Raw genomic sequence first — 13,506 nt, 5'->3', positions numbered from 1 at the left:
CCGCCGGCCGCCTACCCTGGAGCCATGACCCGTCGCGCCCTGATCGTCGTCGACGTCCAGCCCACGTTCTGCGAGGGCGGCGAGCTCGCGGTGACCGGTGGCACCGCGGTCGCGGAGGCGATCGCGCGGTACGCCGCCGCGCACCGGGACCGCTACGCCTTGGTGGTGACCACCCAGGACTGGCACGTCGACCCCGGTCGCCACTTCGCCACCCCGCCCGACGAGCCGGACTTCGTGGACACCTGGCCGCCGCACGGGCAGGCGGGCACCCCCAACGCCGAGCTGCACCCCGCCCTCGCGGACCTTGCACCCGACGCCTCGGTCCGCAAGGGCCAGTACTCGGCCGGGTACTCCGGCTTCGACGGCTCGACGGGCGACTCGCGCGACCTGCGCTCCGTGCTGCGCGACGCCGGGATCACGGATGTCGACGTGGTCGGCATCGCCGAGTCGCACTGCGTGCTGCACACCACCCTGGACGCGGTGCGCGAGGGCTTCGGCGCCCGCGTGCTGACCGACCTGACGGTGCCGGTGAGCGAGGAGCTCGGCGTGCAGGCGCGGGCCCGGATGGCCGAGGCCGGCGCCGAGCTGGTCCCCTCCGACGCCGCCTGAGCACTGCTCAGCCCTTCCTGGCGGCCAACGCAGCCTCGTACAGCTCACGCTTGGACACGCCGGTGTCCCCCGCCACGGCGGACACCGCGTCCTTGAGCCGTTCCCCGGTGTCCGCCCGGGCCAGGACCTGCGGGACCAGCGTCTCCACGGCGGGGACGACGTGCGGCGCACCACCGACCACGAGGACGATCTCCCCGCGCGGAGCGGACGTCTCGGCCCAGGCCGCGAGCTCCGCGAGCGGGGCGCGAACGACCTCCTCGTGGGTCTTGGTCAGCTCGCGGCACACGGCGGCGGGCCGGTCCGGCCCGAACGCGTCGACCATGGCGCGCAACGTGGCGGTGAGCCGGTGCGGCGCCTCGAACAGCACGAGGGTGCGCCGCTCGTCGGCGAGCGCCCCGAGCGCCGCGGCCCGGGCACCAGGTCGGCGCGGCACGAAGCCCTCGAAGCAGAACCGGTCGGTGGGCAGCCCGGACAGCGCGAGCGCGGTCAGCACGGCGCTGGGGCCCGGCAGGGCCGTGACCGGCAGCGCCTCGCGCACGGCCGCACGCACCAGTGCCAGGCCCGGGTCGGAGACGGTCGGCATCCCGGCGTCCGAGACCACCGCGACGGTCCCTCCGGCGCGGACCGCGTCGAGCAGCTCGTCGACCCGCTGGGACTCGTTGTGCTCGTGGTGGCTGACCACCCGGCCGCCCACCGTCACACCGAGCCGGCGGGCCAGGTCCATGAGCTTGCGGGTGTCCTCCGCTGCGACGACGTCCGCCTCGGCGAGCAGGGCGCGCAGTCGTGGGGAGGCGTCCCCCGGGTCGCCGATCGGGGTGGCGGCCAGGACGACGGGGCTCACGTCGCCAGCCTACGGGTCGCCGCGCCGCGCCGAAGCCGCGCCCCGGGCGGCGTGCACGCCGTAGCCTGTGGCGCGTGCCCGACGCCGACCTGAGAGCCCACCGGCTGCGGGGCTGGCTCATCGCGACCGGCGTCACGCTGCTCGCGGCAGTCCTGCGCCTGCCCAACCTGGGCCGACCCCACAAGCTGGTGTTCGACGAGACGTACTACGTCAAGGACGCCTGGACGCTGCTCAAGCTGGGCTACCCGGCCCAGTGGCCGGACACACCGAACCCGGCGTTCGAGGCCGGGGACGTCACCAGCTACCTGCACCAGGCGTCCTACGTGGTCCACCCGCAGGTGGGCAAGTGGTTCATCGCGGTCGGCGAGAAGGTGGTCGGCGTCGAGAGCTCGGTGGGCTGGCGCATCTCCGCCGCCGTCGCAGGCATCATGCTGGTGCTGCTGGTGACCCGGATCGGTCGTCGCCTGATGCGCTCGGACTGGCTCGGCGGCGTCGCCGGCCTCCTGGTCGCGCTCGACGGGTTGGCGATCGTCCAGTCGCGCACGGGCCTGCTCGACGGCTTCCTGGCCCTGCTGGTCACGGCCGCGTTCGGCGCGCTCCTGATCGACCGCGACCGCACCGCCGAGCGGCTGGCGGCGCTCGGACCGCAGGTGCAGTGGGGGCCGTTCGGCCCCCACCTGGGCGTGCGCGGGTGGCGCCTGGTCGCCGGGGTGCTGCTGGGCCTGTCCTGCGGGGTCAAGTGGTCGGGGATCTGGTTCGTCGCCGCGTTCGGCCTGCTCTCGGTGGGCTGGGACGCCGCCGCCCGACGCCGCGCCGGGGTGCCGCGGTGGCTGACGGGGACGCTGCTGCGCGACAGTGTCCCGGCGTTCGTCTCGCTGGTCCTGGTGTCCGCCGTCACGTACCTGGCGAGCTGGTTCCGGTGGTTCTCCGAGCCCGACTCCTACCTGCACCAGTGGGCCGCGAAGCACCCCGGTCAGGGTGTGACGTGGTTGCCCGACGGCCTGAACTCGTGGCTGCATTACCACGCCCAGATGTGGGACTTCCACACCCACCTGACCACGCCGCACGACTACGCCGCGAAGGCCTTCACCTGGATGATCCAGTGGCGGCCGACGTCGTTCTTCTACGAGACCCCGGAGCCCGCTCAGCAGCGGTGCGGCAGCGACCACTGCTCGCAGGCCATCACGTCGCTGGGCAACCCGCTGATCTGGTGGCTGGGCTGCATCGCGATCCTGGCGGCGATCTGGTGGGTCGTGCGCCGCCGCGACGCGATCCTGGTCGCGGCGCTGACCGGGCTCGCCGCCGGGTGGCTGCCGTGGTTCCTGTTCCCGGAGCGGACGATCTTCACGTTCTACGCGATCGTCATGCTGCCGTTCGTCGCGCTCCTGGTGACCTGGACCGCGGTGCGGTTCCTCGGCCTGAACGAGCCCGGGGCGCGGTGGCGCGAGGTCGTGACGTGGCGCCGGGTGACCGTGATCGTCGCCGGCGGTCTGATCGTGCTGGTGACGGCGTTCTTCTACCCCATCTGGACCGCCGCGGTGGTGCCGTTCTGGTTCTGGCAGCTGCACATGTGGCTGCCGAGCTGGGTCTGAGGCGTCCGGCGGCCGGCCGGAGCGACCCGCACAGACACGAACGGCCCGGCGTCAGCCGGGCCGTCCTGGGGTGGAGCTGAGGGGATTCGAACCCCTGACCTTCTCATTGCGAACGAGACGCGCTACCAACTGCGCCACAGCCCCGAAGTGCGCGGACAGGTTACCACCGCCGCGGCGTGGGCTCACACCTGCTCGCGCGGTCCCTCGGGCCACCCGGTGCCCGGCTGACCGTCGCTCAGGCTGTCGCGCACGAGGGAGGCGAGCGTGTCGGCCGTCATCCCCAGGGCCCGTGCGCGGTCGCCCAGCGCGAGGATCTCCGCGCGCAGGTCGCTCAGGGCGGCGGCGCGCGGCGTGACCACAGCGCCCCGGCCACGGCGCATGTCCACCAGCCCCTCGTCGCGCAGGTCCTGGTAGGCGCGCAGCACGGTGTGCAGGTTCACGCCGAGCGACGTCCCCACCTCCCGCGCCGCCGGGAGCCGGTCGCCCGGGCGCAGCCGCCCCTGGGCCATCTCTCCGCGCAGCGACGCGGCGACCTGTGCGAACAGCGCGACGTCGCTGCCGGGGTCGATCCGGATCAGCATCGCGGTCAGCCGCGGGACCGGGCGCGACGTTCGACGAGCCCCTCGATGAGTGCCGCCGCGACCGGCGCGTCGTCCACGGTCACCACGAGGTACCGACCGTCGGTGCGCCGGACCCGCAGGGCGGGCCCGTTGCGCAGGATCACGCCGGTGGTGTGCGGCGCATGGCGGATCCCGTAGCCGCCGAACTCGCCCAGGCCGACCACGTCGCCGGTCCCGGCGGCGTCGATCTCCGCGAGCGGCACGTGGAAGCGCGGCAGGCCGAGCGCCGCGGTCACGGTGAGCCCGTCGCCGTCCACGCGCACCGTGTAGGCCCCGGTCCCGGCGATCGCGAGCACGACGACCACCGTCGTGGCCAGCCAGGTCCATGCGCGGGCCGGGTCGGTGAACCACGCGGCGACGCCGAGAGCGACCGTGACGAGCGCGGTGGCGCCGAGCAGCAGCATCAGCCAGGGCGCCGCCGTGGCGGTGCGCGTCCACAGGACCCGCTCCCCCGGGCGCACCGGCATGGGCTCGGCGGCCGACGCGCCGACGATCACCTGCTCCTGGCCTGGCTGGACCGCCCAGCCGACGGCCCCGACGACCGCTCCGGCCGCCAGGCCGACCAGCAGCGCCGGCGTGATCGAGGGCGCCGCCGTGGCGTCCGCCAGGCCGCGCTGCATCGCGAGCGCCCAGGTGGCCACGACGCCCATGAGGACGGACATGCCTGCTGACAGCGCCGCCATGAACCGGAACGTGGGGCCCTGCGCGCCGCGGCGCAACGCGGGGATCGTCGCAGCGGCCATCAGCACCGGCAGGAGCAGCCCGGCGGCGCTCGTGATCGCGATCGAGACCCACGCAGCCGCGAAGCCGTTGGGGCCGCCCGCCAGGCCCCAGTGGATCGCCACCGGGTCCGGGAGGCTTCCGAGCCACGCCAGCTGGAGGGCCACGGCGACGGCGGTGACGACGACGGGAACCACGAGTGCCACCCAGGTGGCGCGCGCGACGACGGTGCGGGCTGACGCGGCCATGCTCGATCCTTTGCTCAAACTGTTATAGAAGAACCATAACAATGAGTGCCGCCTCGGGATGGGACCTCAGGCATGGGTCCTTGGTCGGAAGCGTTCCCGCGGGACGGAGCGATCCCCGCTCGGGGCTACTCCCCCGACGCGCGACGGCGGGCCAGGATCGCGTCCAGCGCCACGCCACCCGTGGTCGGCCGCACCTCGGGCGCCTCGTCGGCGCCCGCACCGGACGCCGCCGGCACCGCCGGCTGCGGGCCGGTCAGCGGGCGGGGCTCGGGCCGACGGGCCTCGGGCTTGAGGACGTAGGTGGGCGGCGGCACCGGCACCGGCACCCAGGCGGCGTCCTCGGACGGTGCGGGGCTCGGGGTCGGCGCCGGCTCGGTGGCCGCCGGACGCGACTCGCGCGCCTCGGTGCCGGCGACGACCGGCACCTCACCGGTGGCGAGCACCCGCTCGGCGGCGGAGCGCACGGGTCCCGCCGGAACCTTCTCCAGGATCTCGGTGACGGCCTCCGACGGGTGCACGGCCCGACCCACGGCAAGGGTCCGAGAAGAGCCACCGGGGCGCGCGGCCCGGCGTGCGGCACCGGCGGCCCACGCGGCGTCGGCCCGCTGACCGGCCAGCACCGCCCGGCGCCCGGCGATCAGCACGGCCCCGAGCAGCAGGGTCGGAGCGACCGCGACCAGCACGGCCAGCTGCGCCGTGAGGACCGCCCCCCAGGTGATCAGCGTCACGAGCAGCAGCCCGGCCACCAGCCGGGCTCGTCGGCGCGCAGCGGCGGCGCGTCGGGCCAGGGCGGCGGCGCGCGCGGCGCGCTCCGACGCCGTCAGGTACGCGCCGTCGGCGCTGACCCGGTCTGCGACGGACTGCGGTCGGTGCATCGCCCGGTCCCCTCCTCGCGGGTGCAGCTGCACCCGGCCCTGCGACGGGACGTGCGCTCCCGCCGACGCGGGGGACTCCGCCACCCGCAGCACCCGCAGGCGCTCCGAGAACCGGTCGTCGACCCTGGCGTCCGCGAGCTGGCGGCGGTGCCGGAGCAGCTGGGGCACCAGGTAGACGATCCACAGGCCGGCCACCGCGGCGAGCACGAAGCCGGCCTGCTCCTTCCCCACAAGGAGACGGTAGGCGAGCAGGTCAGCCGCCTATCGCAGGGCGGGCGGCGTGTCGGCACCCCCGTGCGTGCGCCATCGGGCCAGCAGCCCCTCGGGAACCTCCTCCGTGGTCACCGCGAACGTCCGGTGGTCACGCCAGGCACCCTGGATGTGCAGGAAGCGTTCCCGCACGCCCTCCTCGCGCAGCCCGAGCTTGGCGACCACACGCAGGCTCGCGGCGTTCTCCGGCCGGATCGCGATCTCGAGGCGGTGCAGGCCCACCGGGCCGAAGCAGTGGTCCACCGTCATCGCGACGGCCGTCGGGATGATCCCGCGACCCGCGACGTCCCGACTGACCCAGTAGCCGATCGAACCCGAGCACGCCGACCCACGGGCGATGGCGGACACGGTGAGCTGACCGACGACCTTCCCCCCGTACTCGACCGCGAACGGGAGCGCCTCGCCGCGGCGGGCCTGCCGCTGCAGCAGGCGCACGTACTGCGCGAAGGTCGGCGTCGGACCGCGCGGCGGCTCGGGAGACGTCGCCTCCCACGGCGCCAGCCAGTCCGCGTTGCGGGCCCGGACGTCGAGCCAGTCGCGCGCGTCGGACCGTCGCAGCGGTCGCAGCACCACATCGCCCTCGCGCAGCACCGCGGGCCATCCGGGCGCCATCTCAGCCCTCCAGCACGAGGCAGGGCAGGCTGTCCCCGGCCCGCACCCTGGTGGTGTCCTCGCCCACCACCATCAGCGCATTCGCCGAAGCCAGACCCACGATCGACGGTTCCGAGGGGTCCCCCACCGGGTCCACGACGTAGCCCTCCGTCGGCGACCCGCTCAGCCGGGCGGGGACGAAGTGTCGCATGCCGGCAGGGGACTGCAGCGGCCGCGCGACGGCGGCCCGCAACGAGGACCGGTAGACGTCGGCGTGCCCACCCATTGCGCGAAGCGCCGGCCGGACGAACACCTCGTAGGAGATCATCGCCGCGACGGGGTGCCCGGGCACGGCGAACAGCGGCACGCCCGTACCCCCGGACCCCAGCCCTCCGGGATGCACCAGGTCCGTCGAGTCCTCCGTGACGCGCACGGTGCCGAAGCCCTGGCGGTCACCCGGGGTCATCGCCACGTGGTCGAACCGCACCGTGCCCAGCGGGGCGAGCACATCGGTGACCGTGTCCCACGGGCCCGCCGACAGCCCCCCGGTGATCAGCATGAGGTCGGCACGGACCAGCTGGTCGGCGATCACCTCGCGCAGCGCGCCGCGCTCGTCGGGGACCGGACCCACCCGCACCGGCATCGCACCGGCGTCCCGCGCGGCCGCCGCAAGGGCGTGGCCGTCCGCGTCGTGCCGGCGCCCCCGCGGCACGGGACGACCGGGTTCGACGAGCTCGTCGCCCACGGTGAGCACCACGACCCGAGGACGCGGGTGCACCCGCAGCCGACTGCGCCCCACCGTCGCGGCCACGGCGAGGTGGCGGGCCGCCAGACGCGTGCCCGCCGCGAGGACCCTGGCACCCACCGGCACGTCGGAGCCGGCCGCCCGCAGGTTCTCGCCCGGCTCGGCCCCGCCGCGGATCGCCACCCGCGCCCGTCCGCGGTCGGTGCGCTCGAGCGGGACCACCGCGTCCGCCCCGGCCGGGACCGGGGCCCCGGCCGCGACCAGCGCACTGGCTCCAGGGATCAGGCGCAAGGGCTCCGGCGTGGTGACCGGCACGTCTTCGACCACCGGCAGCGTGACCTCGGCCGTCGGACCCGGACCGGGGACCCCGACGTCGGTGGTGCGCACCGCATACCCGTCGCAGCCGGCCACGGCCAGCACGGGCACGTCCCGCCCCGCGACCACGTCCTCGGCCAGCACGCAGCCCGCGGCGTCCGCCAGCACCACGTCCAGCGCCGGGACCGGCCTGGCGGCGTCGAGCACCGCGGCGAGGTGGTCGGCGACGGTTCTCATCGACGGGTCACAGCGTCGCCACGTACTCCTTCAGCCACGCGACCAGGTCCGGCCCGAGGTCGGGGCGGTCGACGGCGATGCGCATCTGCGCCTTGAGGTAGTCGAGGCGGTCACCGGTGTCGTAGCGCCGACCCCGGAACACCACCCCGTGCACGCCGCCGCCCTCCTCGGCCGGCATCCCGGCGAGGGTCGCGAGCGCATCGGTGAGCTGGATCTCCCCACCGCGGCCGGGCTCGGTGCGCTCCAGGACCTCGAACACCCGGGGGTGCAGCACGTAGCGACCGATGATCGCCAGGTTGCTCGGCGCATCGGCGGGGTCCGGCTTCTCGACCATGCCGGTGATCCGGGGCTGGTCGTTCTCCGGCCCGTCCTCGATCACTGCGCACCCGTACATCGAGGTCTGCTCCGGCGGCACCTCCATGAGCGCGACCACGGAGCCGCCGACGCGCTGCTGCAGGTCGAGCATCGGCGCGAGCAGCGGGTCGCGCGGATCCATGAGGTCGTCACCCAGCAGCACGGCGAACACCTCGTCGCCCACGTGCTGCTTGGCGCACAGCACGGCGTGGCCGAGGCCTCGCGGCTTGCCCTGCCGCACGAAGTGCATGTTCGCGAGGTCGGTCGAGGCGCGGACCGCCTCGAGCCGGGCCGCGTCCCCCTTGGCTTCGAGCGCAGCCTCCAGCTCGGGGACGGAGTCGAAGTGGTCCGCGAGGGTGCGCTTGCCGCGTCCGGTGATCATGAGGATGTCGTCGAGCCCGGCCGCGACGGCCTCCTCGACGACGTACTGGATGGCCGGCTTGTCGACGACCGGCAGCATCTCCTTGGGCGTCGACTTGGTCGCGGGCAGGAAGCGGGTGCCCAGTCCGGCGGCGGGAATGACAGCTTTTCGGATGGCCATGACGGGCAGGCTAGCCGGACCTGCCCCGAGCGTCGCCCCGTGCCGCGCGGCGACGGGGCCCCCGGCCGTGACGTTTGCAAGGATGGAGCCATGAGCGCCATCGCCCAGCCCTACGTACCGTTCGGCTCGGGCGACGAGCTCCCGGTGGTCAAGGAGCAGTTCCGCCGCGCCATCATCGCGGAACGGGACAAGCGTTCGCCGCGCGAGCTCGAGCGCGCCGCCCACGACTTCGCCCAGGTGGTCGGCGACCTGCAGCAGGTGCGCGCCGCCCGGACCGTGGCCGCGTACGCCGCGCGAGCGTCCGAGCCCGGCACCTCGCCGCTGCTCGACCGGCTCTCCCGCCGCGGCACCCGGGTGCTCCTGCCCGTGCTCGGCACCGGGCTGCAGCGCGAGTGGGCGCCGCTGACCTCGGTGGAGGAGCTCGAGATCCGGGCCCCTGGCCGGCCGCCCGAACCCGCCGGGCCGACGCTCGGCCCCGACGCCCTGGCCGAGGCGGACGTCGTCGTGGTCCCGGCCCTGGCCGTGGACACCGCCGGATACCGGCTCGGCCACGGCGGCGGGTGGTACGACCGCGTGCTCGAGCACGTGCGCCCCGGGGTGCCGGTGATCGCCCTGGTCTTCGGTGAGGAGATCTACGACGCCGACTCCCAGCCGCTGCCCGTCGAGCCGCACGACCGTCGCGTGCACGCCGCCGTGACGACCACGAAGCTGCGCGAGCTGCGCGACTGGTCCGAGCCCGTCTAGGCCCAGGTCAGGCGGGCGGGCGCAGGACCAGCGTCGCGCGGGTCGCCGCGGTCACCGCGTCCTCGCTGAACGGCCACGGCTCCTGGCGGCCGGCGACCCAGTCGGCGAGCTGGTCGGTGTAGTGCCGGGAAGCCGGGTGTCCCGACGTCCCGGTGGCGTTCACCCAGGTCGAGGCGTCCCAGTCGGCCAGGTCGCACACCATCCGCATCGACGGCCCGCTGACCACCTCGAACGAGTCGGAGGAGGCGTCCCACGCGGTGGCCTCCACGATCGAGCCACCACCGTCGACGGGCACCGGCGCAGGGTTCACGAGCATCGTCACCGGCCAGGGCGCCGCGCCCCCACCGAGCACCGGGTGGTGCAGGGCCACGCGGTGCAGCCGACCCCACCGCCACCCGGACGGGTCCTTGCCGAGTGCGACCGTCAGCCTCACCCGCGCCTGGGTGAGGGCGCGCTCGAGCACCTCGTCCCGGCTCTCCACGACGCTCACGGTCGTCCGGTCGTCCCACCAGGGGCTGTCCGACTCCCCCAGGAGCCCGTCGACCACCGCATACCAGCGGTCACCGCCGTCCGGCCACTGGGACTGCGGCAGGTCGTCGTGGAAGGTGTCCGCGAGCAGCACGTCCCACACGGCGGCCAGGTACGCCGCCGCCGGCGAGTCCGCGGTCATCTGGCCGTCCCAGCCCCGCAGCAGGTCGACCGCCTGGCGGGTGAAGGCGTCGTCGACGGACACGGCGAGCAGGGCGGGGACCAGGGCGTCCACCAGGGCCGTCCGGGCGTCCATCTGGAGGGTCTGCGCCGAGGCGACGTCGATCGGGCGTCCCGCGGCGATCTGCGCGGTGAGCACCTGGCGGATCCGCGCCGCCCGGTAGCCGTAGTCCCAGTCCCGGGCGATGAACGGGCCGGTCCCGGGCGCGGTGACGGCCTGGTTCGCGGCGACGATGAACCCTTCGGGCGGGTCGAGCTGAGCCGGCAGGTCCTCCGGGGCGACCCAGCCCTGCCAGTCGTAGCGCGAGTCCCAGCCGGGGCGGGGCCAGGTGCCGTCGGACGGGACGGGGCCGTCCGTGATCACCCGCCGGATCGGGATCCGGCCCGGGGCCTGGTACCCGATGTGCCCGTCGACCGTCGCGAACACGATGTTCTGCGCGGGGGCGTCGAACAGCGCGGCGGCCTCCCGGACGTCGGCCGCATCGGCCGCGGTGTCCATCGCGAACACCGCCTGCGCGGTGCGGCCCGGCTCCAGGCCCGACCAGCTCAGGGCGACCGCGCCCGTCCCCCAGCCGCCCGGTGGGACGGGCGCACCCCACAGCGGGTCGAGGACGTCCGACACGATCGGACCGTGGACGGTGGAGGTCACCTCGAGCGCCACCGGCTCACCGCCGGCCACCTCGATGGTCTCGGTGCGCGACTCCAGGGCGATCTGCGCGCCGTCACGCTGGTAGGTCCCGCTCCCCGGGTCCAGGCGCTCGAGGAAGAAGTCCGACGTGTCGGCCCCCATCGTGGTCAACCCCCAGGCGAGATGCGGGTTGTGGCCGATGATCACCCCGGGGAAGCCGGCGAAGGAGAAGCCCGCCACGTCGAACGGGCAGCCCGCGGTGACAGGGGCGCACCTCAGCGCGACCTGGGACCACACGCCCGGAGCGGCGAGCGCCAGGTGCGGGTCGTTCGCCAGCAGCGGTGCACCGCTGGCGGTGTGCGCGCCGGAGAGCACCCAGGAGTTCGAGCCGATGCCCTCACCGCGGCCGACCAGGTCCGGCACGGCGTCGAGGGCCTGCTGCGCGGACCGCGCGGCGGCGGCTGCACCGGGATCCAGCGTCACGCGCGTGGTCATGGCCGCCGGTCTCGCCTCACCGGCCACGATCGGCGGACTCGCCGAGGCGGGCGGGAAGAGCTGCTCCGTCCTGGCGACGTCCCGGATGGCGTCGTAGACCTGGACCCGGGCGAGCTCGTCGCGGTCGTTGGAGCGCAGCTCCCACGCCACCGCCTTGAGCCACGCCAGCGAGTCCACCGGGTCCCACGGCGCCGGTTCGCCCACGTCCGCCCGGGTCCCCAGGACCGTGTACTCCACCGCGAGGCCATCGGGGCCGCGGGTCGCCAGGTAGGCGTTGACACCGTCGGCGTAGGCCTGCAGGTAGCCGCGGGTGGTGCCGTCGAGCTGGGCCCACTCTGCGACGGCGACCCGCCGCAGGCCGAGGGTGCGCATCACCGTGTCCGACGCGATCGCGTCGGGGTCGTCACCCACCAGCTCGGCGAGCCGGCCGGAGGCGATGTGCCGTCGCAGGTCCATCTGGAAGAAGCGGTCCTGCGCGTCGACGTACCCCTGGGCACGGAACAGGTCCGTCGCGGTTCCGGCCCGGATCGCGGGGACGCCCCGCGCATCGCGTCGCACCGTCACCTCGCGGTCCAGGCCGACCAGGGTCGCCGTGCCGTCGTGGTTGGGCAACGGCCGGCGCACCACGACGAGGCCGGCGCCCGCCAGCGCCAGGAACGCCACGACGACCAGGCCGGCGACCCCGGCGAGGACACGAGGCGCACGTCGTCGGGTCACGGTGCGAGACTATCCGCGGATCTGACCGACCGGAGGACGACCGTGCCCACCTACTCCTACGCCTGCACCGAGTGCGGCCACCGCTTCGACGCCCAGCAGGCGTTCACCGACGACGCGCTGACGCAGTGCCCGCAGTGCGGGGGTCGGCTCCGCAAGCTGTTCGGCTCGGTCGGCGTGGTCTTCAAGGGCCCAGGCTTCTACCGCACCGATGCGCGGGACAACGGCCGCAGCAAGGCGCCCTCGACCACGGGCAGCACCCCCGGCTCGACGAGCGCGTCGGGGGACGCCGGTTCCGGCACGTCCGGCGGGGAGTCGAGCGGGGGCGCCGGAGGGTCGGGCTCGGGCGCCTCCGGCTCGACGGGTAGGACCGCCGCGGCCGCGGCGCCGGCCTGATCCACAGGCCGGCGGACCCCGGACCCGTCCCCCACGCGACCGGTCGCGGCGCCGGCAGCACGCCCGCCCGCGCGATCGTGGACGCGTGCTCCTGACCCTGCGGATCTGGTGGTGGCGGGCCCGTCCCGCCGTGGTGGCGGCCGGCGTCCTGATCGCCGCACTCGCGACGGCCCGAGTCGTCACCGAGCCCGCGCCACGCGTGCTCGCCGCCGGTCGGCCCCTGGCCGCCGGGCACGTGCTCGCCGCGAGCGACCTGCGCCTGCGCGCCGTGGGCGACCCGCCGGTCGGCGCCGGGACGGACCCGGAAGCGCTCGTGGGCCACCGGCTGGCGCTCGCGGTGCCCGCCGGGCTCCCCCTGGTCCCCGAGCTCCTCGCCGACCGCTTCGACGTGCCGGTCCCCGACCGCGCCGTCGTGGCACCGGTCGCGCTGGCCGAGGCGGACGTGCTCCGAGCCGGGGACCACGTGGACCTGCTGCCCGCGGGCTGCCCGCAGACCACCACGCGGGTCGCCCACCGCGCACTGGTCGCCGAGCGGCCGGACGCAGGGAGCCGAACCGTGCTCCTCGCGGTCTCCCCCGCCGAGGCGACCACGCTCACCGCGCTGAGGGACGTCTGCTCCCTGGCCGCGGTGCTCGTGCGATGATCGGGCGCGCACATCACCGGACGAGCGGCCGCTGGGCCGGCCATCGGGAGGAACCAGTGATCAAGGGCTTCAAGGACTTCGTGATGCGCGGGAACGTCGTCGACCTCGCGGTCGGCATCGTCATCGGCGCGGCGTTCGGCGCCGTGGTGACCTCGCTCGTGACCAACGTGATCAACCCGCTCATCGCCGCGGTGTTCGGCCAGCCGGACCTGTCCGGCGTCCTCGCCTGGACCGTGCGCCCCGCCGAGGGCGACACACCCGCCACGGTCCTGTCGATCGGGGCGTTCCTGGGCTCGGCGCTGAACTTCGTCCTGATCGCCCTCGCGGTCTACCTCGCCGTGGTCGTGCCGATGAACAGGCTCGCGGAGCGCCGCAAGTCGGGAGCGGAGCCCGAGCCCGCCGCACCAGCCGAGGACATCCTGCTGCTCACGGAGATCCGGGACCTGCTCAAGCGCTAGCCGTCACCAGTGCGGCGGCTTCTCCCGCCGGATGCGCTCGTCGTCGTCCTCGGCCTCAGGAGCCCCGCCCCAGCCCTCCGGCTCGTCGCGCGGGGCGCGCGGCTCCGGCCCTGTCGACGGCGTCCCGCCGATCGCCCGCCGGTGCCTGCGGCGCGGACGAGG

13 protein-coding genes, 1 tRNA gene and 1 pseudogene are annotated in these 13,506 nt (G+C 75.0%); 6 read left to right on the top strand and 9 right to left on the bottom strand.

Annotated features, from left to right (window positions below; translation table 11 throughout):
• The first annotated feature begins 24 nt into the window (after positions 1 to 24).
• Complete coding sequence (locus Q6348_RS06155) at positions 25 to 609, top strand: isochorismatase family protein (RefSeq protein ID WP_304600424.1); 585 nt, start codon at positions 25 to 27, stop codon at positions 607 to 609.
• A gap of 7 nt (positions 610 to 616) precedes the next feature.
• Here the strand turns inward: Q6348_RS06155 and rsmI are convergent, their stop codons facing one another.
• Positions 617 to 1,450, bottom strand: a complete 834-nt coding sequence (gene rsmI / locus Q6348_RS06150) for a 16S rRNA (cytidine(1402)-2'-O)-methyltransferase (RefSeq protein ID WP_304600423.1) — start codon at positions 1,448 to 1,450, stop codon at positions 617 to 619.
• Positions 1,451 to 1,524: 74 nt separating this feature from the next.
• Here rsmI and Q6348_RS06145 point away from each other — a divergent pair, with 74 nt between their 5' ends.
• The gene (locus Q6348_RS06145) at positions 1,525 to 3,042 is read left to right on the top strand and encodes a dolichyl-phosphate-mannose--protein mannosyltransferase (protein WP_304600421.1); all 1,518 of its coding nucleotides are present in this window, start codon (positions 1,525 to 1,527) and stop codon (positions 3,040 to 3,042) included.
• Between the two features lie 71 nt (positions 3,043 to 3,113).
• On the opposite strand, the gene Q6348_RS06140 is transcribed toward Q6348_RS06145, so the two are convergent.
• The 7 genes from Q6348_RS06140 to galU form a co-directional block, all read right to left on the bottom strand.
• A tRNA-Ala gene (locus Q6348_RS06140) sits at positions 3,114 to 3,186 on the bottom strand.
• Positions 3,187 to 3,224: 38 nt separating this feature from the next.
• Entirely contained in the window at positions 3,225 to 3,623 is a 399-nt protein-coding gene (locus Q6348_RS06135; protein ID WP_304600420.1) for a GntR family transcriptional regulator, read from the bottom strand.
• A gap of 5 nt (positions 3,624 to 3,628) precedes the next feature.
• Positions 3,629 to 4,630 carry a DUF1648 domain-containing protein gene (locus Q6348_RS06130; RefSeq protein WP_304600419.1) on the bottom strand — a complete coding sequence of 334 codons (1,002 nt, stop codon included), beginning with the start codon at positions 4,628 to 4,630 and terminating at the stop codon, positions 3,629 to 3,631.
• Positions 4,631 to 4,755: 125 nt separating this feature from the next.
• Entirely contained in the window at positions 4,756 to 5,736 is a 981-nt protein-coding gene (locus Q6348_RS06125; protein WP_304600418.1) for a hypothetical protein, read from the bottom strand.
• A 30-nt stretch (positions 5,737 to 5,766) separates the two neighbouring features.
• Complete coding sequence (locus Q6348_RS06120) at positions 5,767 to 6,387, bottom strand: GNAT family N-acetyltransferase (protein WP_304600417.1); 621 nt, start codon at positions 6,385 to 6,387, stop codon at positions 5,767 to 5,769.
• Between the two features lies 1 nt (position 6,388).
• On the bottom strand, positions 6,389 to 7,663 hold the full coding sequence (locus Q6348_RS06115; protein ID WP_304600416.1) for a molybdopterin molybdotransferase MoeA: 1,275 nt from the start codon (positions 7,661 to 7,663) through the stop codon (positions 6,389 to 6,391).
• Positions 7,664 to 7,670: 7 nt separating this feature from the next.
• On the bottom strand, positions 7,671 to 8,558 hold the full coding sequence (gene galU / locus Q6348_RS06110; RefSeq protein ID WP_304600415.1) for a UTP--glucose-1-phosphate uridylyltransferase GalU: 888 nt from the start codon (positions 8,556 to 8,558) through the stop codon (positions 7,671 to 7,673).
• A gap of 90 nt (positions 8,559 to 8,648) precedes the next feature.
• Here galU and Q6348_RS06105 point away from each other — a divergent pair, with 90 nt between their 5' ends.
• Positions 8,649 to 9,302, top strand: a complete 654-nt coding sequence (locus Q6348_RS06105; RefSeq protein WP_304600414.1) for a 5-formyltetrahydrofolate cyclo-ligase — start codon at positions 8,649 to 8,651, stop codon at positions 9,300 to 9,302.
• A 7-nt stretch (positions 9,303 to 9,309) separates the two neighbouring features.
• Here Q6348_RS06105 and Q6348_RS06100 read toward each other — a convergent pair whose 3' ends face one another.
• Positions 9,310 to 11,850, bottom strand: a complete 2,541-nt coding sequence (locus Q6348_RS06100; RefSeq protein ID WP_304600413.1) for a penicillin acylase family protein — start codon at positions 11,848 to 11,850, stop codon at positions 9,310 to 9,312.
• 99 nt (positions 11,851 to 11,949) lie between these two features.
• On the opposite strand from Q6348_RS06100, the pseudogene Q6348_RS06095 reads away from it, so the two are divergent.
• The 3 genes and pseudogenes from Q6348_RS06095 to mscL form a co-directional block, all read left to right on the top strand.
• Positions 11,950 to 12,243, top strand: a pseudogene (locus Q6348_RS06095) (FmdB family zinc ribbon protein); the annotation flags it as partial.
• An 85-nt stretch (positions 12,244 to 12,328) separates the two neighbouring features.
• The gene (locus tag Q6348_RS06090) at positions 12,329 to 12,886 is read left to right on the top strand and encodes an SAF domain-containing protein (protein ID WP_304600411.1); all 558 of its coding nucleotides are present in this window, start codon (positions 12,329 to 12,331) and stop codon (positions 12,884 to 12,886) included.
• A 56-nt stretch (positions 12,887 to 12,942) separates the two neighbouring features.
• On the top strand, positions 12,943 to 13,344 hold the full coding sequence (gene mscL / locus Q6348_RS06085) for a large conductance mechanosensitive channel protein MscL (RefSeq protein WP_304600410.1): 402 nt from the start codon (positions 12,943 to 12,945) through the stop codon (positions 13,342 to 13,344).
• Positions 13,345 to 13,506 lie beyond the last annotated feature (162 nt).

The organism is Actinotalea lenta (assembly GCF_030586465.1).
GTDB classification, from domain to species: domain Bacteria; phylum Actinomycetota; class Actinomycetes; order Actinomycetales; family Cellulomonadaceae; genus Actinotalea; species Actinotalea lenta.
This window is presented reverse-complemented; position numbering and strand designations above follow the sequence as displayed.